Source organism: Allobosea sp. NPDC003192, assembly GCF_050275675.1.
In the GTDB taxonomy this organism is placed as follows: domain Bacteria; phylum Pseudomonadota; class Alphaproteobacteria; order Rhizobiales; family Beijerinckiaceae; genus Allobosea.
In genome coordinates, this window is record NZ_JBNNPK010000003.1 from 1 (window position 1) to 24,181 (window position 24,181).

At 67.1% G+C, this 24,181-nt stretch carries 23 protein-coding genes and 1 pseudogene; 11 read left to right on the forward strand and 13 right to left on the reverse strand.

The window, feature by feature from the left end; translation table 11 throughout:
- Positions 1-201, forward strand: a pseudogene (locus ACQKLX_RS05190) (integrase core domain-containing protein); the annotation flags it as partial.
- Between the two features lie 327 nt (positions 202-528).
- Here ACQKLX_RS05190 and gyrB read toward each other — a convergent pair.
- On the reverse strand, positions 529-2,967 hold the full coding sequence (gyrB, locus tag ACQKLX_RS05195; protein ID WP_427360119.1) for a DNA topoisomerase (ATP-hydrolyzing) subunit B: 2,439 nt from the start codon (positions 2,965-2,967) through the stop codon (positions 529-531).
- A 121-nt stretch (positions 2,968-3,088) separates the two neighbouring features.
- A complete protein-coding gene (gene recQ / locus ACQKLX_RS05200; RefSeq protein ID WP_427360121.1) occupies positions 3,089-4,927 on the reverse strand; it encodes a DNA helicase RecQ in 1,839 nt (612 codons plus the stop codon).
- A gap of 129 nt (positions 4,928-5,056) precedes the next feature.
- On the opposite strand from recQ, the gene ACQKLX_RS05205 reads away from it, so the two are divergent.
- The gene (locus ACQKLX_RS05205) at positions 5,057-5,584 is read left to right on the forward strand and encodes a hypothetical protein (RefSeq protein WP_427360123.1); all 528 of its coding nucleotides are present in this window, start codon (positions 5,057-5,059) and stop codon (positions 5,582-5,584) included.
- 6 nt (positions 5,585-5,590) lie between these two features.
- On the opposite strand, the gene ACQKLX_RS05210 is transcribed toward ACQKLX_RS05205, so the two are convergent.
- From ACQKLX_RS05210 to ACQKLX_RS05220, 3 genes are all read right to left on the reverse strand, one after another.
- Positions 5,591-6,151: an NADPH-dependent FMN reductase gene (locus ACQKLX_RS05210; RefSeq protein WP_427360125.1), complete on the reverse strand. Its 561-nt coding sequence runs from the start codon at positions 6,149-6,151 to the stop codon at positions 5,591-5,593.
- 89 nt (positions 6,152-6,240) lie between these two features.
- A complete protein-coding gene (locus ACQKLX_RS05215) occupies positions 6,241-7,041 on the reverse strand; it encodes a class I SAM-dependent methyltransferase (RefSeq protein WP_427360127.1) in 801 nt (266 codons plus the stop codon).
- A 137-nt stretch (positions 7,042-7,178) separates the two neighbouring features.
- A complete protein-coding gene (locus ACQKLX_RS05220; protein WP_427360129.1) occupies positions 7,179-7,940 on the reverse strand; it encodes a Crp/Fnr family transcriptional regulator in 762 nt (253 codons plus the stop codon).
- 122 nt (positions 7,941-8,062) lie between these two features.
- Between ACQKLX_RS05220 and ACQKLX_RS05225 the strand changes: the two genes are divergently transcribed.
- The 3 genes from ACQKLX_RS05225 (at position 8,063) to ACQKLX_RS05235 (ending at position 11,312) form a co-directional block, all read left to right on the forward strand.
- Positions 8,063-9,874: an ABC transporter ATP-binding protein/permease gene (locus ACQKLX_RS05225; protein ID WP_427360131.1), complete on the forward strand. Its 1,812-nt coding sequence runs from the start codon at positions 8,063-8,065 to the stop codon at positions 9,872-9,874.
- A gap of 112 nt (positions 9,875-9,986) precedes the next feature.
- The gene (locus ACQKLX_RS05230; protein ID WP_427360133.1) at positions 9,987-10,262 is read left to right on the forward strand and encodes a hypothetical protein; all 276 of its coding nucleotides are present in this window, start codon (positions 9,987-9,989) and stop codon (positions 10,260-10,262) included.
- 177 nt (positions 10,263-10,439) lie between these two features.
- Positions 10,440-11,312: a transglutaminase family protein gene (locus ACQKLX_RS05235; RefSeq protein ID WP_427360134.1), complete on the forward strand. Its 873-nt coding sequence runs from the start codon at positions 10,440-10,442 to the stop codon at positions 11,310-11,312.
- Here the strand turns inward: ACQKLX_RS05235 and ACQKLX_RS05240 are convergent.
- The 3 genes from ACQKLX_RS05240 to ACQKLX_RS05250 are packed head-to-tail and all read right to left on the reverse strand — an operon-like array spanning position 11,237 to position 13,738.
- Positions 11,237-12,967 carry a sensor histidine kinase gene (locus tag ACQKLX_RS05240; RefSeq protein WP_427360136.1) on the reverse strand — a complete coding sequence of 577 codons (1,731 nt, stop codon included), beginning with the start codon at positions 12,965-12,967 and terminating at the stop codon, positions 11,237-11,239. The genes ACQKLX_RS05235 and ACQKLX_RS05240 overlap by 76 nt on opposite strands.
- A complete protein-coding gene (locus ACQKLX_RS05245; RefSeq protein WP_137883936.1) occupies positions 12,967-13,527 on the reverse strand; it encodes a sigma-70 family RNA polymerase sigma factor in 561 nt (186 codons plus the stop codon). Before ACQKLX_RS05245 ends, ACQKLX_RS05240 begins: the two co-directional genes overlap by 1 nt.
- Positions 13,514-13,738: a NepR family anti-sigma factor gene (locus ACQKLX_RS05250; protein ID WP_427360138.1), complete on the reverse strand. Its 225-nt coding sequence runs from the start codon at positions 13,736-13,738 to the stop codon at positions 13,514-13,516. Before ACQKLX_RS05250 ends, ACQKLX_RS05245 begins: the two co-directional genes overlap by 14 nt.
- 309 nt (positions 13,739-14,047) lie before the next feature.
- Here ACQKLX_RS05250 and ACQKLX_RS05255 point away from each other — a divergent pair, with 309 nt between their 5' ends.
- Both ACQKLX_RS05255 and ACQKLX_RS05260 read left to right on the forward strand, forming a co-directional pair.
- The gene (locus tag ACQKLX_RS05255; RefSeq protein ID WP_427360139.1) at positions 14,048-14,842 is read left to right on the forward strand and encodes a response regulator; all 795 of its coding nucleotides are present in this window, start codon (positions 14,048-14,050) and stop codon (positions 14,840-14,842) included.
- A 350-nt stretch (positions 14,843-15,192) separates the two neighbouring features.
- Complete coding sequence (locus ACQKLX_RS05260) at positions 15,193-15,780, forward strand: extensin-like domain-containing protein (RefSeq protein WP_427360141.1); 588 nt, start codon at positions 15,193-15,195, stop codon at positions 15,778-15,780.
- 27 nt (positions 15,781-15,807) lie between these two features.
- On the opposite strand, the gene ACQKLX_RS05265 is transcribed toward ACQKLX_RS05260, so the two are convergent.
- The gene (locus ACQKLX_RS05265) at positions 15,808-16,038 is read right to left on the reverse strand and encodes a hypothetical protein (protein WP_427360143.1); all 231 of its coding nucleotides are present in this window, start codon (positions 16,036-16,038) and stop codon (positions 15,808-15,810) included.
- Between the two features lie 165 nt (positions 16,039-16,203).
- Between ACQKLX_RS05265 and ACQKLX_RS05270 the strand changes: the two genes are divergently transcribed.
- Together ACQKLX_RS05270 and ACQKLX_RS05275 are read left to right on the forward strand one after the other, a co-directional pair.
- Entirely contained in the window at positions 16,204-16,668 is a 465-nt protein-coding gene (locus ACQKLX_RS05270; protein WP_427360144.1) for a DUF992 domain-containing protein, read from the forward strand.
- 158 nt (positions 16,669-16,826) lie between these two features.
- The gene (locus tag ACQKLX_RS05275) at positions 16,827-17,207 is read left to right on the forward strand and encodes a response regulator (RefSeq protein ID WP_427360146.1); all 381 of its coding nucleotides are present in this window, start codon (positions 16,827-16,829) and stop codon (positions 17,205-17,207) included.
- A gap of 3 nt (positions 17,208-17,210) precedes the next feature.
- Here ACQKLX_RS05275 and ACQKLX_RS05280 read toward each other — a convergent pair whose 3' ends face one another.
- The 4 genes from ACQKLX_RS05280 to polA all read right to left on the reverse strand — a co-directional run bounded on the left by ACQKLX_RS05280 (position 17,211) and on the right by polA (position 22,619).
- The gene (locus ACQKLX_RS05280; protein ID WP_427360148.1) at positions 17,211-18,596 is read right to left on the reverse strand and encodes a sensor histidine kinase; all 1,386 of its coding nucleotides are present in this window, start codon (positions 18,594-18,596) and stop codon (positions 17,211-17,213) included.
- 101 nt (positions 18,597-18,697) lie between these two features.
- Entirely contained in the window at positions 18,698-19,114 is a 417-nt protein-coding gene (locus tag ACQKLX_RS05285) for a hypothetical protein (RefSeq protein WP_427360150.1), read from the reverse strand.
- A gap of 2 nt (positions 19,115-19,116) precedes the next feature.
- On the reverse strand, positions 19,117-19,479 hold the full coding sequence (locus ACQKLX_RS05290) for a glycine zipper domain-containing protein (RefSeq protein WP_427360152.1): 363 nt from the start codon (positions 19,477-19,479) through the stop codon (positions 19,117-19,119).
- Between the two features lie 95 nt (positions 19,480-19,574).
- Positions 19,575-22,619, reverse strand: coding sequence for a DNA polymerase I (gene polA, locus ACQKLX_RS05295; protein WP_427360154.1), 3,045 nt, complete (start codon positions 22,617-22,619; stop codon positions 19,575-19,577).
- 81 nt (positions 22,620-22,700) lie between these two features.
- Between polA and ACQKLX_RS05300 the strand changes: the two genes are divergently transcribed.
- Both ACQKLX_RS05300 and ACQKLX_RS05305 read left to right on the forward strand, forming a co-directional pair.
- Positions 22,701-23,366, forward strand: a complete 666-nt coding sequence (locus ACQKLX_RS05300) for a nitroreductase family protein (RefSeq protein ID WP_427360155.1) — start codon at positions 22,701-22,703, stop codon at positions 23,364-23,366.
- A gap of 76 nt (positions 23,367-23,442) precedes the next feature.
- Positions 23,443-24,177: a nucleotidyltransferase family protein gene (locus ACQKLX_RS05305; RefSeq protein WP_427360157.1), complete on the forward strand. Its 735-nt coding sequence runs from the start codon at positions 23,443-23,445 to the stop codon at positions 24,175-24,177.
- Positions 24,178-24,181: the final 4 nt, after the last annotated feature.

Here is a 24,181-nt window from a genome sequence, read left to right on the forward strand (position 1 = left end):
CGAGAGCCTGAACGGCCGCTTCCGGGACGAATGCTTGAACGAAGACACGTTCCGAAACCTGCCGAGCGCTCGCCGGCTGATCGAGGAATGGCGAATGGACTACAACGCCCACCGGCCGCATACGAGCCTTGGCGGCCCACCCCGAACGAGTTTGCAACCCGATCCAGAACGGACCACAGCGAGAACAGAGTCCAGTTATGAACGAGGGCAAACAGGGGGCAACGTCACGGGGGGGAGCCGCCGGTAGTGCTGGCCAAGCGGTGTGGGAGAATTGCGACGAGCACTCCCTAGGCCTCGATGCAAGCCCGAGACGCTACGTAGCCCCGCATGCGTGGCACAATCATCCTTGCAATCGTGGAGTGAGGTTCCAGTTTTGCAAGGATGAGCCCAAGGCCAACGTCAGCAAGTGAGGCCATCCTGGCGCACAGTCCACCCGCCGCGCGGGTGAGTCGAGCTTCCATGACAATTGAGTCTGACTACCCGGCCTGGGAGTCAAACTTTAGGGTGCCCCTACAAAGCGCAGGCTGCTCAGGTATCGACGGTCGCGTTCAGCGCGTTGGTCTGGATGAATTCACGGCGTGGCTCGACCACGTCGCCCATCAGCTTGACAAAGAGATCGTCGGCTTCGTCGTTCTGGTCGTTCTTGACGCGCAGCAGCGAGCGCACGTCGCGGTCGAGCGTCGTCTCCCAGAGCTGGTCCGGGTTCATCTCGCCGAGACCTTTGTAGCGCTGCAGCGAGACCCCCTTCCTGCCGATGGCGTTGACCGCGTCGAACAGGTCGCTCGGGCCGTTGACGATGTGATCGTCGCCCTTGCGGCTGAGCACGCCCGGCTTGGCATAGGCCTCCCGCAGCGAAGCGGCGGCGGCGTCGAGCCTGCGCGCTTCGGCGCTGGCGAGCAGCCCGGAATCGAGCGAGACGACCTGTTTCACGCCACGCACCAGCCGCGAGAAGATGAAGCCGCCATCGGACGCTTTGCCCTCCCAACCGCGCTCGATCTCATCGGAGATCGCGTCGAGCCGGCGCGCGACATAAGCCGCCGCCTCATTGAGCTCGGCCTCGCTGCGTTCGCCATGGGGACGTAGGGCGCCGGCGATCGCAGTTTGCTCGACCACCCGCCGGTCATAGCGCGAATGCAGCTGCGAGAGCGTGTGGCGGATGCTGCGAGCTTCCTCGATCAGGGCGCGCAGATCGGCGCCGCCGCGCTCGCTGCCCTCGCCGGTGCGGAAGACCGCGCCGTCGAGCGCCGAATCGACCAGGTAATCCTCGAGCGCGCGCTCGTCCTTGAGATAGGTCTGCGACTTGCCACGCGCCGCCTTGTAGAGCGGCGGCTGGGCGATGAAGAGGTGGCCGCGCTCGAGCAGCTCCGGCATCTGCCGGTAGAAGAAGGTCAGCAGCAAGGTGCGGATATGGGCGCCGTCCACGTCCGCGTCGGTCATGATGATGATCTTGTGGTAGCGCAGCTTCTCGATGTTGAAGGCGCCGGAATCCTTCTCGTCGCGGCCGATGCCGGTGCCGAGCGCGGTGATCAGGGTGCCGACCTGGTCGGAAGACAGCATCTTGTCGAAGCGCGCCCGCTCGACATTGAGGATCTTGCCGCGCAAGGGCAGCACCGCCTGGTATTCGCGGGCGCGGCCCTGCTTGGCCGAGCCGCCGGCCGAGTCGCCCTCGACGATGAAGAGCTCGGACTTGGCTGGGTCCCTCTCCTGGCAGTCGGCCAGCTTGCCGGGGAGCGAGGCGATGTCGAGCGCGCCCTTGCGGCGGGTGAGGTCGCGCGCCTTGCGGGCGGCCTCGCGGGCGGCGGCCGCCTCGGCGACCTTGCCGACGATGGTCTTGGCCTCGTTGGGATGCTCTTCCAGCCAGGTCGAGAGCGCCTGGTTGACGACGTTCTCGACGACGGGACGGACCTCGGAGGAGACCAGCTTGTCCTTGGTCTGCGAGGAGAATTTCGGGTCGGGCACCTTGACCGAGACGATCGCGGTCAGGCCCTCGCGGCAATCGTCGCCGGTGAGCGAGACCTTCTCCTTCTTCGAAATGCCGGAGGTCTCGGCATAGCCGGTGACCTGCCGCGTCAGCGCGGCGCGGAAGCCGGCGAGATGGGTGCCGCCGTCGCGCTGCGGGATGTTGTTGGTGAAGCAGAGCACGTTCTCGTGGTAGCTGTCGTTCCACCACAGCGCGACGTCGACGGTGATGCCGTCCTTCTCGTTCGAGAGCATCACCGGCTTGGAGATGATCGGCGTCTTGGCGCGGTCGAGATAGCGCACGAAAGCCTCGACGCCGCCTTCGTACATCAGCTCTTCGCGCACGACTTCCGCATGGCGGGCATCGGTGAGGACGATGCGCACGCCCGAGTTCAGGAAGGCGAGCTCGCGCAGGCGATGCTCCAGCGTCTTGTAGTCGAACTCGACCATGGTGAAGGTTTCCTGCGACGGCAGGAAGGTCACTTCGGTGCCGCGCTTGTCGCCGGCCGGGCCGACCACCGCTAGCGGGGCGACCGCGTCGCCATGGCGGAACTCCATGAAATGTTCGTGGCCTTCGCGCCAGATGCGCAGCTTGAGCGAGACCGAAAGCGCGTTGACGACGGAAACGCCGACGCCGTGCAGGCCGCCCGAAACCTTGTAGGAGTTTTGGTCGAACTTACCGCCGGCATGGAGCTGGGTCATGATGACCTCGGCCGCCGAGATACCTTCCTCGCTGTGGATGGCGGTCGGGATGCCGCGGCCATTGTCCGAGACCGTGACCGAGCCATCGGCGTTCAGCGTCACCGTGACGAGGTCGGCATGGCCGGCGAGCGCCTCGTCGATGGCGTTGTCGACGACTTCGTAGACCATGTGGTGCAGGCCCGAGCCGTCATCGGTGTCGCCGATATACATGCCTGGGCGCTTGCGGACCGCGTCGAGGCCCTTGAGCACCTTGATCGAGTCGGCGCCGTAGTCTTCGGCGCCGGCGCCGTTGGTGACGTCTGTCATGCGGGGTGTCCTTCGGCGGGCGAGCATGACGCCCGCGGATGAGCTTGATTCGGCCTACGAATATAGGCGTTCAGGATGGCTTTTTCACGTGCGCACGCCCGCGTACGCGAGAGCGGTGGATTTAGCTAGAGAATGTCGCGATCGCATCAAGGAAAACCTCGCCATATTGCGCGAGCTTGCGTTCGCCGACGCCCTCGATGCCGCGCATCTCCTCGAGGCCGAGCGGCCGCTCGCGCGCCATCGCGATCAGCGTCCGGTCGGTGAAGATGATGTAGGCGGCAACACCTTCCTCGCGGGCGAGGGTCAGGCGCAACTGGCGCAGATGCTCGAACAGGGCGGCGGTATCGCCATCGAGCCCGTCGGCCCGGGCGGCCTCGCGCTGGCCGCGGCGCGAGCGCCGCTCGGCCAGCGGGTCGACCCGCAAGGCTATCGGCTCGCGCCCGAACAGGATGTCCTCGCCCTTGGCGGTCAGACAGAAGCCGCCATGCTCGATGCTGGCCTCGGCGAGCGCGCCGGCGGCGAAGAGCTTGCGGGTGAGGGCCATCCAGGCGCCTTTGGGCTTGTCGTGCCCGACGCCAAAGGTTTTCAGTCCGTCATGGTTCTGGCGCCGGATCGCTTCGGTCGCCGTGCCCGTGAGGATATCGGCGAGATGGCCGGCGCCGTAGCGCTGGCCGGAGCGGATCACCGCCGAGAGCAATTTGCGCGCATCGAGCGTCGCGTCCGAGAGCTCCGGAGCTGCCGGGCCGCAGAGGTCACAGCGGAATTCCGCCACGCCATGCCGGCAGGCCGGCACCTGCTCGCCGAAATAGGACAGGAGCGCTGAGCGCCGGCACAACGCCGATTCGCACAGGTCGATCATCGCATTGAGGCGCTTGTGCTCGATGCGTCTTCGTTCGTCGTCGATTGGCTTCTCGTCGATCTGGCGCCGGCGCAGCGCCATGTCGTCGACGCCGTAGAGCGTCAGCGTATCCGCCGGGAGCCCGTCGCGGCCGGCGCGGCCGATCTCCTGGTAGTAGCCCTCGATCGAGCCGGGCATGTCGGCATGGACGACGAAGCGGACATCGGGCTTGTTGATGCCCATGCCGAAGGCGATGGTGGCGCAGACCACGACGCCGTCCTCCTGCAGGAAGATGTCCTGGTTGCGGTTGCGCTCCGCCTGCTCCAGCCCGGCATGGTAGGGATAGGCCTTCCAGCCCTTTTCGCTGAGGCCCTGCGCCAACCGCTCGGTGCGGCCGCGCGAGGAGCAGTAGACGATGCCCGAGCCGCCGCGATGCACCTTCAGGAAATCGTCGATCTGCCGGCGCGGCTGCTCCTTCGGCGCGAAGGAGAGCTTCAGGTTCGGCCGGTCGAAGGAATGGATCACCAGCTTCGGCGGCTGCGGGAAGAGCTGCTGGGCGATGTCGGCCTGGGTCTGGCGGTCGGCTGTCGCCGTCAGCGCCGTCACCGGCACGTCGCCCAGCGCCTCGCGGACCTTCGAGAGCAGCCGGTATTCCGGGCGGAAGTCATGGCCCCATTGCGAGACGCAATGGGCTTCGTCGATGGCGAGGCGGGTGACGCCGAGCCGGCGCAGCCGCGCGACGAGGCCTTCACCTGCGAGGCGCTCGGGCGAGACGAAGAGCAGGCGCAACTCGCCGGAATTGAGCTTGTCCCAGGCCTGAGCCGCCTCCGCCTCGCTGTTCATCGAGTTGAGCGTGGCGGCAGAGACGCCGGCACGCACCAACTGGCCGACCTGATCGCGCATCAGGGCGATCAGCGGCGAGACCACCAGCGTGAGCCCGCCGGCGACGAGCGCCGGGAGCTGGTAGCACATCGACTTGCCCGAGCCCGTCGGCATCACCGCGAAGACGTCGCGGCCGGCGAGCGCGGCCTCGATCACCTCCCATTGCCCGGGGCGGAAATCATCATAGCCGAAGACCGACTTCAGGATCGCGCGGGCTTCTGATTCGCGGGGCGACGACATTCGCCGGATGTGCCGGATTCGCAAGGCCGTGGCCAGCCGTCACGCGATTTCGTCCCCGGTTGGCGCAAGCCGGGTTGATCGGGCGTGGCCTGTGCCTCACGCTACGGCACCCCGGCAAGGAGAGCCATGATGCGCCTGCCTTTGACTGCTGCCGCCTGCTGTCTTGCGGCCTTACTTGCGACCTCTGCGCAGGCTCGCCCGCTCGAGCGCGAATTGCCGCCGAAGGGCAATGCCTGCTGGGAACGCAGCTACGATGCCGCTCACCTCGCCAGCCACCCCAGGCAGAAGGTGGCGAAGGTCCGCCTGTTGCACAGCCCGCGGAACTGGCAGCCGGGCGAGGGCGGCAGCCTTTATGTCATGCTCTACTTCAACCTGCGCGAACGCGTGAATCCCGGCCAGAACTTCGACTATCAGCTCAGCGGCTTCTGCAAGGCGGCCGGGCAGGGGCTGCGCTGCGTGCCGGAATGGGAGGCCGGCAGCTGGCGGATCGAACGCGGCCCCAACGGCGCGCTCGACATCCGCAATGCCGGCATCACCGCCAATCCCAACCCCTACGACGCCGAGGAAATCGCCGACGATGCGGTCAGCATCCCGGCCAAGCCCGATGACGGGGTCTGGCGCCTGTTGCCGGCAAGCGGGCGATGCGAGATCGAGTAGCCGCCCTCAGGGGTGGAGCGCCGAAACCTTTGCCAGCCGCGCCACCATCTTGTCGCGCATGCCCCTGAGGCGCTTCTCGGTGAAGTCGCCATCCTCGCCATAGGCCTTGTCGGCACCATTGACCGCCAGCATCTCCGGCACCAGCAGCGCGCCGAAGCCGAGCTCAAGCACGGTCCGCAACTGGGTCAGGCAGCGATAAGTGCCGAGGTTGCCGGCCGAGGCGCCGCCGATCGCCACGACCTTCTCGCGCAGGCCGGGGCCGCCGGAGCGGACGATGCTGATCCAGTCGAGCGCGTTCTTCAGCGCCGGCGGGTAGCCGGAATTATATTCGGGGCTGGCAATGAAGAGGCCGTCATGTGCATCGACCAGCGCCGCCAGCGCCTTCGCCTCGCCGGGAGGGTCGTTGTCATAGGCGCGGGCGTCGATCAGCGGCAGCGGGTAATCGCCGAGCGAGATTTGCGTCACCTGCGCTCCCGCATCTTCCAGATTCTTGGCGATCAGCGTCGCGAGCCGGGTGTTCATCGAACCCGGGCGCCAGGAGCCGGCGAAGACGAGGATCTTTGGCATGGTCACTCCGACAGCGAGCTGGGTGAGCGGCCCAGCCTTCTCAGTTCGCGATGTCGGAGAGATGCGGGGCCGGCGTCAAGCCCGGGCCGTCACGGCTTGGCGCGGCGATAGACCCAAACGCGGGCCGGCGGGATGTTGCGCAGCACCCAGTCGGAGACCTGCGCCTTGAGGCCGGAGCCCTTGCGCGGCACCGGCGAGATCACCGCATAGGTGAACTGGATGAAGGGCGCGCCGGGCTGGAGCACCTTGGCGAAGGCGTCCTGCACCAGCTCCGTGCGCTCGGCCGGTGGCTTGTTGAACAATGGCAGCGAGGACACGACCGCGCTCGCCTTCTCGCTCAGGTGGCCGGCGAGCGTAGTCGAGAGCGCATAGGCGTCGCCCTCGATGACGGTGGCGCGCGGGAAGCGGCGGCGCAGCAGCTCGCAGAACTCCGGGCTGTACTCGACCAGGATCAGGCGGCCTTCGTCGATGCCGCGCTCGATCAGCGCCTCGGTGACCGGGCCGGTACCAGGGCCGATCTCGACAACCGGTCCTTGCGCCTGCGGATCGACATAGGATGCCATGCGCCTGGCCAGGAACGGGCTCGACGGCGCGACCGCGCCGGTACGCCCCGGCGAATCGATCCAGGACTTGAGAAAGCGGGCATCGTCGCCGAAGCGTGCCTTGGCTTCGTCGGCGGCCTTGCGGACGCGCGACTTGAATTTCCCGGCGGTGCTGCGGACCTCGTCCTCGACCTTGTAGCGCGCCGCCGCGACACGAAGCCTCGCTTCAGCGACGCTGTCGGCGAAATCCGCGGCCGTCAGCCGCACCTCGTGCTCCAGCCGCGCGGCGACGGACGAGCGCCCGAAGCGAGTGGTGCGCAGGCGCTGACCGGAAGCGGAATGGGCCATCCAGAACCTCGATGCGGCTAGGCGGAAGGCCCGCGCCGGAGCGACATGACAATGCTGTGACGTTACGCCGCTGTCATATGGGGTCAAGAGCGGGCTGAATCCAGCGATTTCTTGCGTGGTGGCCGCAATGCCCGCGATCAGATCAGCGGGCGCGGATGCAGTTCGCTCTCGAACAGCAGTGCCATGCGCTCGGTCAGGCGTGGATTGTGGATGGTCAGGCGCCCGCGCGCGAGCGAGAACATCCCCGCCTTTCGCAGCCGCGCCCAGGTCTTGCTGGTGTGGACCAGCGACAGGCCGAGCGCGTCGGCGAGCTGCTGCTGGGTCAGCGGGAAGGCAAAGCTGTTCTCTGCGACGAGGCCGAGCGCCTCGGCCCGGCGATAGAGCGAGATCAGCAGCGCCGCGATCCGCTCCTGCGCATTGCGCTGGCCGACCGAGGTCAGGTTCTCGTCGATCAGGCACTCCTCGCGCGAGCCGAGCCAGGCGAGCTCATAAGCGAGCGCCGGCATCCGCCCGAACATTTCGTAGGTGCGTCGGCGCGGGAAGACGCAGAGCTCGACCTCGGTCAGCGCCTCGATGCCGTGCTGGGCGGCGCTGAGCAGCGAGGCCTGCAGTCCGACGAGGTCGCCCGGCAGGAGGAAGTTGAGGATCTGGCGCCGCCCGTCCGGCAGCGATTTATAGCGGAAGGCCCAGCCCGAGAAGAGCGTGTAGAGCTCGGCATCCTCCTGGCCGGGATGGATGATGTCGCTGCCGGCCGGCAGCTGCCGGTGGTCGAGCTTCATCGCCTGGATGAAGCGGATTTCCTCGTCGGATTTGTCCTTGAAGGCCGGCATCAGCCGCAACGGGCAGGCAAGGCAGGACGGGCTGCGGTGATTGCGATGATTGCTCGATGAAACGATCACGCATGACTCCATTCATCCGCCGGAACTCGTGGCGAATGCTTGCGTTTTCTGTGTGGCGCGAAACCTGCCGCTTAGCAATCGCGCTCCGTCTGGCCATAGCAGCAGGCTCTGGAGGCCGCCGCATGAAATCACACGCCTCCGGGTTGCGGCGCTCGCGCCTGCGCCAATTCTTTCGCGTGGCCCTGCGCTTCTGGAGGGGCGAGGGCCGGTTGCGCGCCTGGGGGCTGACCATTGCCGTCCTGCTTTTCGTCGCGGCCCAGCTCGGCGCCGCGGTCGGCATCAACAGCTGGAACCGGCTGTTCTTCGACGCGCTGGAGAAGCGCGATCTCGCCCAGGTCTGGACGGCTGTCGGCTGGCTGCCGCTGATCGTCGCGGCCTCGGCCGCATCGCTGTCCTGCTTGGTGATCAGCCGGATGCTGCTGCAGATGCGCTGGCGTGAATGGCTGACGCACCGCCTCGCCGGCTGGTGGATCGCCGACCAGCGCTATTACCGGATGCAATTCGTCGTGCCCGACCAGAGCGCCCCGGAATATCGCATCGCCGAGGATGTCCGCCTGTCCATCGAGCCCCTGGTCGAGTTCGCCATCGGCCTGCTCAGCGCCTTCGTCACCGCGGTGACCTTCGCCGCGATCCTCTGGCAGGTCGCGGGGGCGGCACATTTCGCTCTCGGCGGAACGCAGATCGTGATCCCGAGCTACATGGCGCTCGCCGCGATCCTCTATGCGATCATCGCCTCGCTCGCGGCCTATTTCGCCGGCCGGCCGCTGGTGCCGCGCATCGCCGCCAAGAACGAGGCCGAAGCCCAGTTCCGTGCCGAGATGACGCGCCTGCGCGAGAACGCCGAGAGCATCGCCCTGATCAAGGGCGATGCCGACGAGCGCGAGTCGGTCGGCGAGAACTATGGCCGCGTCGTCGCCGCCTGGCTGAAGGTGATCCGGCAGCAGGGCGTCATCGCCATCGTGCTCAACACGAACGGCGCATTGTTCCCGATCGTACCGCTGCTGCTGATCGCGCCGAAATACCTGTCGGGCGAGATCACGCTGGGCGCCGTCATGCAGGTCGTCGCCGCGTTCAGCGCCGTCCAGGCCGCACTGATCTGGTTCGTCGACAATTTCGTCCGGCTGGCCGAATGGTTCGCCTCGGTGAGGCGCGTCGACGAACTGGCCGAGGCGCTGGAGGCGCTCGATGTCGGCACGATCATGGAGGGCGAGACCCAGATCGCGCTGGGGGAGAGCGAGGACGGGGCGATCCACATCGCCGATCTTTCGATCGCCCACAGCAATGGCCGCATCGTCATCGCCGACGTCTCCGTGGTGATCGCGCCCGGCGAGAAGGTGCTGGTCGCCGGCGAGAGCGGCACCGGCAAGAGCACCCTGATCCGGGCGCTCGCCGGCCTGTGGCCCTGGGGTTCCGGCACGATCGCGCTGCCGCGCGGCAAGCGCGTCGCCTTCTTACCGCAGAAGCCCTATCTGCCGCTGGGCACGCTGCGCGATGCGTTGCTCTATCCGGAGGCCGAAAGCCGCGTCGACGACGCGGCGGTGTGCGAGGCGCTGGAGCGCTGCGGCCTTTCCTATCTCGGCCGGCGCCTCGACGAGGAGGAGCGCTGGGACAACGTCCTCTCCGGTGGTGAGCGTCAGCGCGTCGCCTTCGCGCGGCTGCTGATCCAGAAGCCGGACATCATCATCATGGACGAGGCGACCTCGGCCCTCGACGAAGGCAGCCAGGATTCGTTGCTTGGCCTGCTCGAGTCCGAGCTCGCCTATGCGACCGTGATCAGCGTCGGCCACCGGCCGGGCCTCGAGGACTTCCACGAGCGCAAGATCACGCTGGAGAAGCGCGAGGCCGGCGCGCATCTGACGTCCAAGCGCCTGTCCCGATCGCTCTGGCGGCTGTTCCGCCGGCGCGAGGCGGCCAATGATCGCTCGGCAGCCTGAAAAAGAATCGGGATCGCCGCGAATTCCACGCAAACCGGAACAAATCCCCGCCAGACGGGTTGAGAAGCCGTTCCGCCTTTCAAGAGCGATCACACGAACCGGGAGAGCGAAGATGACGACCGCCAGCCTTGCCCCCTTCAAGCGCGCTGCCACCTTCTTCGGCGGCATGGCGCTGGTCGTGACCGCCCTCACCATGGGCGCCTCGTTCCAGAACGGTTTCGGCGAGAGCTCGGAAGCGATCGCCCAGGCCAAGGCCCAGCGCGGCGTCCCGGCCGACGTCCAGTTCGCGGCGGTCAACCCTGCCGAGATGCGCCGTGACCTCGCTCACCGTGTCGTGCCGACCTCGCAGCGCGAGGCCAGCCTCAAGGGCAACACCGTCCTGCGCTGAGTTTGTCTTGGCGTATCGCATTTTCTTCACGCGAACCGGTACCCGCTTCGCTCGAAAATGCTTTCGGCGGAACCGATCTGCCGCTCGCGCGTAGTACATGTGCCCGACCAGCAAAGCCGCCGTGAGGCGGCTTTTCGCCGTGATGGCGAGATGGCACGGGACCGGTTGGGGATTGAGATGCATCTGCGCATTCGCCACGCGACGACTTATCGCTATGCCGAGCCGGTCGCCTTGGGCCCGCATCGGCTGATGCTGCGCCCGCGCGATTCCTTCGATCTGCGCGTCATCGACACCGCGATCGCCATCTCGCCGCCGGCAGGTTTGCGCTGGATGCACGACGCCTATGGCAATCCGGTCGCCATGGCGACCTTCGCGGGGACTGCGGATACGCTCGAGATCGTCAGCGAGCTCGTCGTCCAGCGCTTCGGCTCGGCGCTGCCGCGCACCAGGGTCGAGCCCGGCATCGAGAGTTCCGAAATCAGCTATACGCTGGCCGAGCGCGCCGTGCTGCGGCCCTTTCTCGATCTCGCCGCCGCCGATCCCGATGGGGCTCTCGACGCCTGGCTGCTGGAATTCCGCGCCAGGCTCAATGGCGGCCATCTGCTGCGAGCGCTGGCGCATGAGATCTATGCCGGCCTGAGCTATGCCGTGCGCTATGACGAAGGCACCCAGCATCCTCTCGACACGCTGCGGATGGGGACGGGCTCGTGCCGTGACTATGCCTGGCTGTTCATCGAGCTGGCGCGCCGGCTCGGCTTCGCCGCGCGCTTCGTCACCGGCTATATCCATGATCGGTCGCCGGAGGCCGGGGCGATGACCTCCGTGGTCGGACTGACCCATGCCTGGGCCGATGTCTTCATCCCCAACGATGGCTGGGTCGAGTTCGATCCGACCAACGACCTCGTCGCCGACCGGCAATTGCTCCGCGTCGCGGTGGCGCGGGTGCCGGAGGACGCCTCGCCGGTATCGGGGAGCTATGTCGGGCCGGCCGGCGCCTTCCTCGGGCTCAGCGTCGGTGTCGAGATCACGCCAGCCGCAGGGCTTGGCTGAACCGCGTCGGGCCTGCGGGGAGCGCCGTGCCCGAGGCGCCAGACGCCGAGGCTTCGGCCCTGCGGCGGGCTGATCTCGACGGCTTCGATCTGCATCAGCAAGCCTGCGAACAGGCGCGGCGGCGCGATCTGGGCGGTATCGCGGTCTGTGGTGATGGCGATGTCGATGATGCCCTCGCCCGCATTCGTCACGGCGAGCTCCAGGCCGAGGCCGGGAGCCGCGCGTAGCGCTCGGCTGGCGACATCGACGATCAGGAAGCCGAGCGGGATGATCCGGTCGATCGGCAGGGCAGCCCGCGTTTCGATGCGGCTCTCCAGCCGCTGGCCGCGGGCGACGATCAGGCTGGAGACCATCGCGACGACATCGTCGAGGAAGAGGTCGATGCGCACCGGCTGCATCTCGCCATCGGCAAGAGTGAAGCGATAGGCGGCCGACAGCACATGGACGCGGCATTCGGCATCCGACAGGGCCATGCGCGCCTCGCCGTTATGGTCACGCTTGGCGAGGCCGATATAGCTCTGCACCACCTGCAGGCTGTTCTTGACCCGGTGATGCAGCTCGCGGACCAGGAAGCGGTTGTCGTCGAGCGCCAGCCGGAGCTTGCTCTGGCGCACCTCCTGCTCGTCGACCATCGCATTGAAGGCCTCGGCGACGCTACGAATGTCGCGCGGCATCTCGTCCGAAAGCGGGACTCGGGCGCCGGACGAACTGGAGCGCGCCCGCGCGGTCGCCTCGATGCCGCGCAGCCAGCGTACGCAGTGCTGGTCGATCGCCTTCATATAGACCAGGCCGAGCAGCGTCAGCGTCAGCAATGGCGCCAGCAGCAGCGTGTAGAACTGTGTCGTCGCCGCCCGTTCCGCCGAACCGTCGAAGCTCACCAGGACGTAGAGGTCCGGCTCCGCAACTATGCGGGCGGCATAGGTCCGATCCGGCCCGGCCCGGCTGGGAGCGGTCCAGTGCGTGGTCTGCTCGGGCACGGTCTCGGCCTGCGGCAGCCATGAAGCATCGGCCTGGGCGCCGCCGCGCGCGACCACGACCTCGCCACCCCGTCGAAGCAGCGCCGCCATCATGCCCTTGTCGTCGGTGCCGAGGTCGAAGACGTCATCAAGCGGGTCCGGCTTGGAGAGCAGGAGTGCATCGCCTTCGTCGAACTCGCTGTAGACCGCGAGATAGGAGCGGCCAGTGATCGTCACCTGATCGTAGCGGGCCTTGGTGAACTCGGTGCCGCCCCAGAGCTTGACGGCTGGGAGTTTGGCGAGCTGGCCGGCTACCGCCGCGAGTTCGCTGCGGGGGATGCTGCCGTCGAGCCCGCCGACACAGTCCGGCCGGCCGGAGACCCGCAGCAGCAGCGCCTCATAACCGGAGACCGCGGCGATCGCCTTCTCGGCGATGCGATCGCAGCTATCCGAGGCGGGCGATACCGCCCGGATCGCGGCGGCGCTGGTTACGAGGGAGCGCAGCGCACCACGGTACCAGACGCGGGCGCGCACGGCGAAGTCGTCGGCTGCGCGCGTCTGGGAGGTCTGGATCGCTTCGAAGACGGTCCGATAGGTCGCGACCGCCGCCGCCGCTGTCAGGCAGGCGATCGGCAGGACGATCGCGACCATCAGTGCCAGCAGGCGGCCGCGGACCGTCCTGAACAGCGAGAGGGCCATCAGCTACCGACGGTTTCAGGTCCGGCGCGCTGGACGGCTGCGGTGATCCGGTGATCGGGGCCGAGATCGTCGACGCCGCCGATGGACAGGAGCTCCGCCAGCTTGGCGCGTGCCCGGTTGACGCGGCTCTTGATCGTGCCGATCGCGACGCCGCAGATCTCGGCGGTCTCCTCATAGGAAAGCCCGGTGGCGCCGACCATGATCAGCACCTCGCGCTGCTCCTCGGGGAGCTTGGCCAGCGCCTTGCGGAAATCGGCGAGGTCGAGATGGCTCTCCTGGTTGCCATGGGTGGCGAGCCGGTCGGCATAGGTGCCTTCGCTGTCCTGCACCTCGCGCCCGCGCTTGCGGTAGAGCGAATAATAGGTGTTGCGCAGGATGGTGAAGAGCCAGGCCCGCAGGCTGGTGCCGGGCTGGAATTTCTCGGCGTTGCCCCAGGCCTTGAGCAGCGTATCCTGCACCAGATCGTCGGCGAGCTGCATCGAGCCCGAGAGCGACGCCGCGAAGGCGCGCAGATTCGGGATTTCCGCGATCAGCCCGTCCTTGAAGTCAGCCGCGCTCATCGGCACCGCCTTGCGCCTTCAGGCGCCGCTCTGTGTCTTCGAGCTGGGCCAGCAGCACCAGGAAGCGGTCCGGCACCGGCGCGTTGACGAGATCGTCGTAATGCGCCTTGAGGGATCGGCCGATCGATTCCTGCACCCGCGGGTCGAGCACCATCTCGTCATCCGGTTCGGCTCTGGCCGCTTCGGGCGGATCGGCATTCATCAGGTTCATGATCCCTCGCTCCATCGGCGTGCCGACATTCCGTCGGTCACACCTGTCCACGCATCGCACGCTCGTTGACACGCTTGCGCGCGACTGCCCCGAAACGCACCTTCATTCGGCCCAATAACGGAGCGGAAAGCAAAAGGTTCCATCCCGAACGAAAAATAATTTTCTTGTCATAACAGTGACTTGAGTGCTCTTCTCCGACAACTTTGGTCGGAGGCGGATTCCGTCGATCCGTCTTTCAATTCTGGATAGAGCCGACCTGATCTGCTTGTACCGAAAGCTGATCGGGCCTGACTCGTGGGGGATAGCAACATGTCGATCGCCACCGAAATCGCGCCGCATCTGCCGTATCTGCGCCGGTTCGCCCGCGCGCTCAGCGGCACCCAGGCAAGCGGCGATGCCTATGTCGTTGCCACGCTGGAGGCGCTGATTGCCGACCCCGGCACTTTCCCGCGCGAGCTCGGCCCGCGGGTCGGCCTCTACCGGCTGTTCCTGCAGATGTGGTCGTCCGTGGGGCTCAACACCCAGGCACCGGCGCCGGAGGCCGAGCGGTCCGCCGCAGAGCGCAATCTCGATGCGCTGACGCCGCGCTCGCGCCAGGCCTTCCTGCTGCGGACGGTCGAAGGTTTCTCGATCGAGGAGGTCGCTCAGATCATGAACATCTCCAGCAGCGATGCAGCCGCCCTCGTGCAGACAGCCGGCCAGGAGATCGCCGAGCAGGTTGCCACCGACGTGCTGATCATCGAGGATGAGCCGATCATCGCCCTCGACATCGAGACCATGGTCGAGGAACTCGGCCACAAGGTCACCGGCGTCGCCAGGACGCATCGCGAGGCCATCGCGCTGGCCGCCAAGAAGCGGCCGGGACTGGTGCTGGCCGACATCCAGCTCGCCGATGGCAGCTCCGGGCTCGAGGCGGTCAACGAGATCCTCAGCGCGATCGAGGTGCCGGTGATCTTCATCACTGCCTATCCCGAGCGGCTACTTACCGGCGATCGGCCGGAGCCGGCCTTCCTGATCACCAAGCCGTTCCAGCCGGAGGCCGTGAAGGCTGCGATCAGCCAAGCGCTGTTCTTCGACCGGCGCGCCGGCCGCAAGGCGGCCTGACGCACCGGTCGCGGTGACCGGGAACAAATCGGCCATCCCTCGCGTTGCCCCGGCCCGGGCAATGCGAAGGAGATCGGTCATGTCCATGGCTTTGCTGGCGGCGCTGATCGTCGCGGCGTCACTGACGGTCCTGTTCACGGCCGTGGGGTGAAGGCATGCGAGAGTGCTCGCGCTTTCGGCACGGCGGCTGCGCGGCCCTGATCGTCGTGGCTCTCGCTGGCATGGGTTCGGCCTTGGGCCGAGAAGCCCAGCGGGCGACCACGATCCTGCCTCCGCCACGGCCGGCCTCGCTGCCGGCTCCCGCTCCGCCATCACCGACTGCGTCGGTCGAGGACAAGCCTGCGGCAACGATGGAAGCCAGCGCCTGCATGCGGAGCCTCACAGGCGTGGCCGGACACCGGATTCGCCCGCTCGCGTCGGCTGCGAAGCCGGAGCCGGAGGAATGTCGGGTGGTCGATCCCGTCGTGATCGAGGCGCTGACGGTCCGGACAGCCGACGGCCCGGGATCGGTCAAGCTGCTGCCGCCGCCGACGGTGAGTTGCGAGCTGGCGCGCGCGGTCTCGCTCTGGCTCGACACCAGCCTGCAGCCGCTGGCGCGCGGAGCGTTCGGGCGCGAGTTGACGGCGTTACGGGTCGGTGGCGGGCATGAGTGCCGCCGGCGCAATCGCCAGACGGGAGGGCCGCTCAGCGAGCACGCCACGGGAAAAGCGCTCGACATCTTCGCCTTCCAGCTCGGCGAGGAGAAGCAGGGTGGGCTGTCTGTATCGGTGGAACGTCCGAGCGGCCTCGAACAGACCCGCTTTCTCGACGGCGTGCGTCAGTCGGCCTGCGGCGCCTTCATGACCGTGCTGGGTCCAGGCTCGGATGCTGCCCACGCCAACCATCTGCATGTCGACATCCAGCAGCGGCGCGCGGTCTCGAGCCGCTTCTGCCAATGATCTCGGCCTAATGATTTCGACAGAGTCCTATGACACGATCGTGAAGAGGTCGTCCGGTGTGTCCGACTGCGCGACGACCGGCGGGGGACGCCGTCCGTTTGACCAGCTCTCGCGCCGGCGTGCGAGCTCGGCCAGCGCCGAATCATGGTCAAAACCCTCGCGCAGAAGTTGTTCGAGTTCCCAGAATGGCGGAAGATCGCGTGCCAGCTTGGGGGCAGGAAACATCCACACCGGGTCGATTCGTCCTTGCTTGGGCATTCGCGCGTCCACTGGTCTGTTCCCGTCAACGCAAGCACCGGATTGAGGTTCCGGATTATTTGGGAACTATGGAGTGATTGCGGCGGTTTGGTGCGGTTTCGAAGCGCATTGGGATGATCTACCGGTGATGCATAGGCATACGCAGCAAGGCGTAGGAGAGGCTGAATGAGACGTCTGCTCGCAACGATCGTCCTGGCGGCTGGATCCAGCCTTCTCGCTGCCGCCCCGGCTTGGGCGCAGAGCGGCGCGCCGGCCGGACGCCTGACCTGCACGATCGGCGCCGGCCTCGCTCAGGTCGTCGCCACGCAAAAGCCGCTGGAGTGCCGCTTCCGGCCACGGCGCGGGCCCCTGCAGACTTATTCCGGGGTGATTCGCGGCTTCGCGCTCGATGCCAAGACGGTCGGGCGCAGCCTGCTCGCCTGGCGGGTTTACGGTCCCTATGCGCGTGCGCCCCTCGGCGTGCTCAACGGAGCCTATGCCCGCAAAGCTGGCGAGGTCGCACTGAGCGGCAGCCATGACGGGGATGTCCGGCTGGTGCCGCGAGCGCTTCCCATACAGCGCGGCGCCAATGTCGCCCTCGGCGTGACCGCTTTCGAGCTCAACCTCGTTCGCTCGCCGCGCAGGCGTTGACGGAAGGGTGCTTACGCTTTCCTAACCATATCCAAGCAATTTGAATTGAATTTGAGGGGTTTGAGGCGGACAATCCTGCTCAGAACGGAACAAGGCCAACCAAGCGGGCGTTGAACAGGCTCACAAGCAGGTAACTGACTTGGGGTTTAGTCGTGAAGTTGGAAGGTGATCTGGGTCTCATGGCCGGTATTCGGGTCCTCATCGTCGAGGACGACCCCTTTATCGCGATGGATATCGAAAGCGCCGTGAGCGATGAGCTCGGCGACGACGCCGAACTCATTGTGGTCGAATCGCTGTCGCAGGCGCGGCGCGCCGCCGATCAGCCCCTAGATTGCGCGCTGCTCGACATCGACGTGGTCGGCGGCAAGACCTTCGGCATCGCCGCTAGCCTGCGCGCCAAGGGCACGCCGCTTGTGTTCGTCTCGGGATCGGCCCCGAGCGAAGTGCCGCCCGAGCTGCGCGACGTGCGCTTCGTCCGCAAGCCCTTCTCGGCGGACGAACTCGTCCGCTTCGTCTCCAAGGCCGTGAACAAGGGCTGAGGCCTATTCCGCCTCGTCCTCCGCGGGCTGCTCCCGCTTCGGGAACGTGACCGCGACCCGGGTGCCGGGCCGTGCGCCGTCCTGGGAGAGCGGCGTGATCTCCATGGTGGCCCGCATGCTGCGCAGCAGGGCATTGATCACGGACTTGCCCAGCCCTGCCGTCTGCTGATCCTCCGGCATGCCGACGCCGTCATCCTCGACGCAGAGGACGAGGTTCTCCTCGGGCGTGCGGGCGAGACGGATCGTGATCTTGCCGTCGGCACCGTCGGGAAAGGCGTGCTTGATCGCGTTGGTCACCAGCTCGTTGATGACGACGACGAAGGAGACGGCGTCGCGCCCCGGCAGGCGGATCGCATCCATTGCCAGCCCGATCTCGATCGGGCGGCCTTCCGCCGCCTTGCCGATCTCGGCCAGCAGGTCTTCCAGATAGGGCCGGGCCTCGATCTCGTCGGCCTCGATGTCGAGCCTCAGGCGGCGCTGCCCGGCGGCGATCGCCTGGATGCGCGATTGCGCCTGGGCGAGCGCCTGCTTGACCGCAGGCTCGCGCGTCTGCCGGCTCTGGACGTTGAGCAGCGCCGAGACCATCGCCAGATTGTTCCCGACGCGATGGTTGACGTCGCGCAGCAGCGCCTCGATGCGCAGCCTCTCATTCTCGAGCTGGAGCGTGCGCTCGGATACCTTCCGTTCCAGCTCGGCATTGGAGCTGGACAAGGAGACGGTCCGGCGATGCCGGCCCCGCAACTGCAGCCAGGCTGCGAAGCACAGGCCGGCGAGCGCGACCAGGATGCCGACGCTGGCGAGGACGCGGCGACGCGCCTCGCGGCGGCTGCTGGCGGTGAGCCGAAGATTCTCCTCCAGCTGGATCGCGCTGATGACCTCGCGCACGCCTTGGGTGAGCCGGTTGCCGGTGCCCTGAGTGACCAGCGCGATCGCCTCGTTGCGCTGGCCACGCCGCATCAGCGCGACCGTCTCGGCCATTTCGCCGAGTTTGCGAACCGTTATGGCACGGGCGCTCTGCACGCGCTCCAGCTGGGTCGGGCTGTATGCGACGAGCCGTTCGATCTGATCGAGGCTCGGCAGCAGATCCGCCTGCCTGTCGTTATAAGGCTCGAGATAGGCTTCCTCGCCAGTGAGCAGGAAGCCGCGCTGCCCCGTCTCGGCATCGAGCAGATTGCCGAGGAAGCGTTCGCTGCGCTCACGTATGTCGATCGAGCGCGCAACCAGCTTCGAAGCCTCGTCCGCCTGGATGTTTATCCAGCCGGCGATGAGGACGGCGGCAGCGACCACGACGATCGCGATCGCCGCCGAGGAGGCGGTATAAAGGCGCGTACCGAGCAAGGGCAGTCCCGGCAACAGCCAGCGTGGACGGAGCTTCAGCTGGGCATTCATCGCCGTCTTGAATAGACGCTGAAATCCGATCGCCCAAGGTAAAAAGACATATCGACGCGAACCGCCTGCGGAAAGGGCAGTGGATTCAGGGTCGATTCGCCTTATTCTTCAGCATCGTCTCCTTGCGAGAACTGCCGGCCCAGGATGAGGCCGAGCAGCACCACGCCCCCCACCAGTCCGGCGCGCCAGCCGAGCTTGCGGCTGCCGACGAGCGAGGCTGCGATCGGCGCGGCCGCGACGGCCGCGGCGAGGCGACGGTCCGGGCGTGGCCGGTTCTTCACATAGAGCGCGATGCCGAGCATGAGCAGCGCTGCGACGAGCAGCCCGCCGGCGATCGACAGGCTGGCGGTGATCGCCCCGTAATGCAGCGTCAGCACCGTATGCAGAGCGTCGAGGCCGTATCCGACCGCGCCGGCCGCAAGTACGCCCGCCAGAAGATAAAGCACGATGACGGTGACGTTGCGGCGCACGACGCCGCCGACCTCGCGCGTGACCAGACCGGTCAGCCCCCCCAGCATGGTCAGCGCGCCGAGAGGAAGCCGACGAACAGCCCGACCGCAGCCGCGAGGCCAAGCGCCCGCAGCGGCCGCTCGCGGATCTCACGAATGATCAGCTCTTCCAGATCGCTGGCCTGCTCGCGCGCGACCGCAGCCATGCGGTCGGTGTCGACGCCGACCGATCTGAGCTTCTCGCTGACCGTCGCGGCGAGGTCTTCGGCGCCGCGCGTCAGGCTGGCCTCGATCTCGTCCGCCTCGTCCTTGACGCGACGGCCGGCGCGGCGGGCGCGCTCGGCCGTATCGGCGGCAGCATCGGCCACCTCGTCCTTGGCACGCTTGACCGAGGCCGCAGCCTGTCGCTTTGCGGTGGAACTGGTTGCGGCCATCAAATGCCTCCTGGTGCCTGCAATGAACGATGCCATGCGGAACGCACGGCGCAAAGCTCAACGCGTCAGCAATGGGACGGTTCCCGGCCGTAAGGTTAGTGCGCCTCGTCCCAATTGTCGGCGGCGCGCGCATCGACGACGAGCGGCACCTTGAGCGCGACGGCCGGCTGCGGCGCTTCGACCATGACCTTGCGGATCACCGGCAGCGCCGCCTCGACCTGCCCCTCCGGGACCTCGAAGACCAGCTCGTCATGCACCTGGAGCAGCATGCGCGCATCGAGCCTGGCGGCGGCAAGCGCGTCCTCCATCCGGATCATGGCGCGGCGGATGATGTCGGAGGCCGAGCCCTGGATCGGCGCGTTGATCGCCTGGCGCTCGACGAAGGCCCGCTCGGACGGATTCTTCGAGGCGACCGCCGGGAAATGGCAGACGCGGCCGAAGATGGTCTCGACCGCGCCCTTGGCGCGCACCGTGGTGCGGGCCTGGTCCATATAGTCGCGGATCCCCGGGAAGCGCTCGAAATATTTGCGGATATAGGCGCTGGCCTCCTCGCGGGAGATGCCGAGCTGGTTGGCGAGGCCGAAGGCCGAGATGCCGTAGATGATGCCGAAATTGATCGCCTTGGCGCGCCGGCGCACCTCGCTCGGCATGCCCTCGACGGGCACGCCGAACATCTCCGAGGCCGTCATCGCATGGATGTCGACGCCATCGGCGAAGGCCTGCCTGAGCTGCGGGATATCGGCGATATGGGCGAGGATGCGCAGCTCGATCTGGCTGTAGTCGGCCGAGACCAGCTTGTTGCCCTTTTCGGCGACGAAGGCGGTGCGGATCTTGCGACCTGCCTCGGTGCGGATCGGGATGTTCTGCAGGTTCGGCTCGGAGGAGGAGAGTCGGCCGGTGGTGGTCGCGGCCAGGGCGTAGGAGGTGTGGACCCGGTGGGTCTGCGGATTCACATAGGTGGGCAGCGAGTCGGTATAGGTCGATTTCAGTTTGGCGAGCTGGCGCCAGTCGAGGATGCGGGCCGGCAGTTCGTTGCCCTGCTCGGCAAGGTCCTCGAGCACGCCGGCGCCGGTCGCCCATTGCCCGGTCGCGGTCTTCTTGGCGCCGGGCAGGCCCATCTTGCCGAACAGGATGTCGCCGAGCTGCTTGGGGCTGCCGATGGTGAACTTCTCGCCGGCAAGCGTGTGGATCTCGTCCTCGAGCCGCGCCAGCGATTGGGCGAATTCGCCGGAGAGGCGCGACAGGATCTGCCGGTCGATCGCGATGCCGCGGCGCTCCATCCGGACCAGCACCGGCACCAGCGGGCGCTCCATCGTCTCGTAGACCGTGGTCTTGCGCTCCGGCACCAGCCGCGGCTTCAGCGCCAGCCAGAGCCGGAGCGTGACATCGGCATCCTCGGCGGCATAGGCGGTCGCCTTGTCGAGCGGCACCTTGTCGAAGGTGACCTGGCTCTTGCCGGTGCCGGCGACCTCCGAATAGGCGATCGGCTTGTGGCCGAGATGCACCTCCGAGAGCCGGTCCATGCCCTGCCCGCCATTGCCGGCATCGAGCGCATAGGAGATCAGCATGGTGTCGTCGATCGGGCCGACCTCGACGCCGTGCCGGTTGAACACGGCGATGTCGTATTTGAGGTTCTGGCCGATCTTGAGCACGCCGGGATCGGCGAGCAGCGGCTTCAATTCCGCCAGCGCCTGGTCGAGCGGAATCTGGCCTTCGAGCAGGCCGGAATCGAACAGCCCGTCGCCGGCGCGGTGCTGCAGCGGGATATAGCAGGCCTTGCCCGGCGCGACCGCGAGCGAGATGCCGATCAGATCGGCCTGCATCACGTCGAGCGAATTCGTCTCGGTGTCGAGCGCGACGAAGCCGGCCTCATAGGCCCAGCCGATCCAGCGTGAGAGGTCGGCGATGGTGCGTACGCATTCGTAGGCGGAATGGTCGATCTTGACCGTGATCGCCGCATCCTTGCGGGCGGCGGCAAGATCGGCCGGCCGCAGCCAGCCATCGGCGGCGGGGGCGGGCTTGCCCTCGACCACAGCGGCGGCGACCACGGTCGTCTCGCCATCGGTCGCGACCGCAACGGCCGCTCCTACGGCCGGTAGATCTGTCTCGGCATAGAGCGCCTTGAGCGCGGCGGCGCGGGCGCCGCCCGGGGCGAGGTCGGGATCGGCATCGATCGCGCCGACATCGGCCTCATAGGCCTCGGCGGCGCGCTTGGTGATGGTGGTGAACTCCATCGCCTTGAGGAAGGCGATCAGCTTGCCGGGATCGGGCTGGTTCAAGGTGAGCTCGCCAAGCGGCGTCTCGACCTTCACATCCTCGACCAGCGTGACCAGCTTGTGCGAAATGCGGACTTTCTCGACCACCTCGGGATTGGTCAGCGTTTCCCGACGCTTGGGCTGCTTGATCTCGCCGGCGCGGGCCAGCAGGGTTTCCAGGTCGCCATATTCGCCGATCAGCTGCGCTGCTGTCTTGATGCCGATGCCGGGCGCGCCCGGGACATTGTCGGTCGCATCGCCTGCGAGCGCCTGGACGTCGGTGACCTTGTCGGGCGTGACGCCGAAATACTCGACCACCTCGGGCTCGCCGATGCGCCGTTCCGGCCGGAAGCCCGCGCCCTTCTTGGCGTCGCCCGAAGCCGGGTCGTACATGGCGACGCCCGGCCGCACCAGCTGCATCAGATCCTTGTCGGCCGAGACGATCAGCACGTCGGCGCCGGCCTCGCGCGCCTGCTTGGCGTAGGTCGCGATCAGGTCGTCGGCCTCGTAGACGTCCTGCTCGACCGGGATCAGCCCGAAGGCGCGCACGGCATCGCGCATCAGCGGGAATTGCGGGATCAAATCCGGCGGCGGATCGGAGCGGTTGCCCTTGTAGGCCGGGTAGATTTCCTTGCGGAAGGAGTTCTCGCTCTTGTCGAAGACGATGGCGAGATGGGTCGGCTTCACCCCGAGGACGCCCTCGCGCACGAACTGGAACAGTTTCGTCGCGAACAAGCGGACCGCGCCCGAGGGCAGCCCGTCCGAGCGGGCATTGTATTTCCGGTCCTGGTTGATCGACTGGAAATAGGCGCGGAAGATGAAGTTCGAGCCATCGACCAGGAAGAGGTGGTCGCCGGGCTTGAGCTGGGAGCTGTCGTTCGTCATGGCCGGGACCATAGGGCTGCGTGCCGGGATGGTCTATTGTGCAAGCAGCAGTGCCCGCAAGAAGCTGTCAGGAGGAAATCGATGAACGCCTATGTCACCATGCCGCTCGCCTTCCAGGGCCTGCCCGACGGGGAGATGAAGGTGCAGGCGCTCAAGTTTCTGGAGACGATGAGGACGCGCCGCACGGTGCGCGACTATTCCGACAGGCCGGTGCCGCGCGAGATCATCGAGGCGGCCGTCGCGACAGCCGGCACCGCCCCCTCCGGCGCCAACCAGCAGCCCTGGACCTTCGTCTGCATCTCCGATCCGGAGTTGAAAAAGAAGATTCGCGAAGGCGCAGAGGAGGAAGAGCGTGAATTCTATGCCGGCCGAGCCGGCGAGGAATGGCTGGGTGCGCTCGCCCATCTCGGCACCGATGAGAACAAGCCCTTCCTCGACACCGCGCCCTGGCTGATCGCGATCTTCGCCCAGCGCTGGGGTTATGACGCCGAAGGGCGCAAGGTGAAGCATTATTACGTGCCGGAATCGGTCGGCATTGCCGCCGGCTTCCTGATCGCCTCGCTGCATCAGGCGGGCCTGGCGACGCTGACGCATACGCCGGCGCCGATGAACTTCCTCAACGAACTCTGCGGCCGGCCCGACAATGAGAAGGCGCTGATCCTGCTCGTCGTCGGCTACCCCGCCGAGAACTGCGTCGTCCCGGCGATCGGCAAGAAGCCGCTGGACGAGATCGCCAGCTTCCTCTGATCTGCCCGTCGCACTTGAGCAATCGCGCCGGCCATGGCTGATAGGCCGATATGGCCGGCAGGAGATTCGCGCAGTGATGCAGACCGGTTCGCCACCGATCCGCCGGGCCATGGTGCTCGCCGCCGGGCTCGGCAAGCGCATGCGCCCGATCACCGACACGATGCCGAAGCCGCTGGTGGCGATCGCCGGCAAGACCATGCTCGACCATGCGCTCGATCGCCTCGCCGAGGCCGGGGTCGCGGAGGCCGTGGTCAATGTCCACTATCTCGCCGAGCAGATCGAGGCGCGCGTCGCCGGCCGCACCAGCCCGCAGATCACCATCTCCGATGAGCGCGACGTCCTGCTCGAAACCGGCGGCGGCGTGAAGAAGGCGCTGCCGCTGCTCGGCGCCGAGCCCTTCTTCCATATCAATTCCGATTCGCTCTGGAGCGAGCGGGGAGCGTCGAACATTTCCGCCATGGCCGCTGCCTGGGATGCGGCGCGCATGGAGATGCTGCTCCTGCTCGCCGAACGCGAGAGCAGCGTCGGCTTCGACGGCGCCGGTGATTTCTTCCGCGACGAAGCCGGCCGGCTGGCGCGGCGCGGGCAGGCTGCGAGCGCGCCTTACGTCTATGCCGGCGTCGCCATCATCAAGCCGGAACTCTTCGCCGATACGCCGGAGGGACCGTTCTCGCTCAACCTGCTGTTCGACCGCTGCATCGCCAAGGGAACGCTGTTCGGCCAATTGCTCGACGGGCGCTGGCTGCATGTCGGCACGCCCGAGGCGATCCCGCTGGCGGAGCAGGCCTACGCCGCCCATCAGAGCGGGTGAGCGG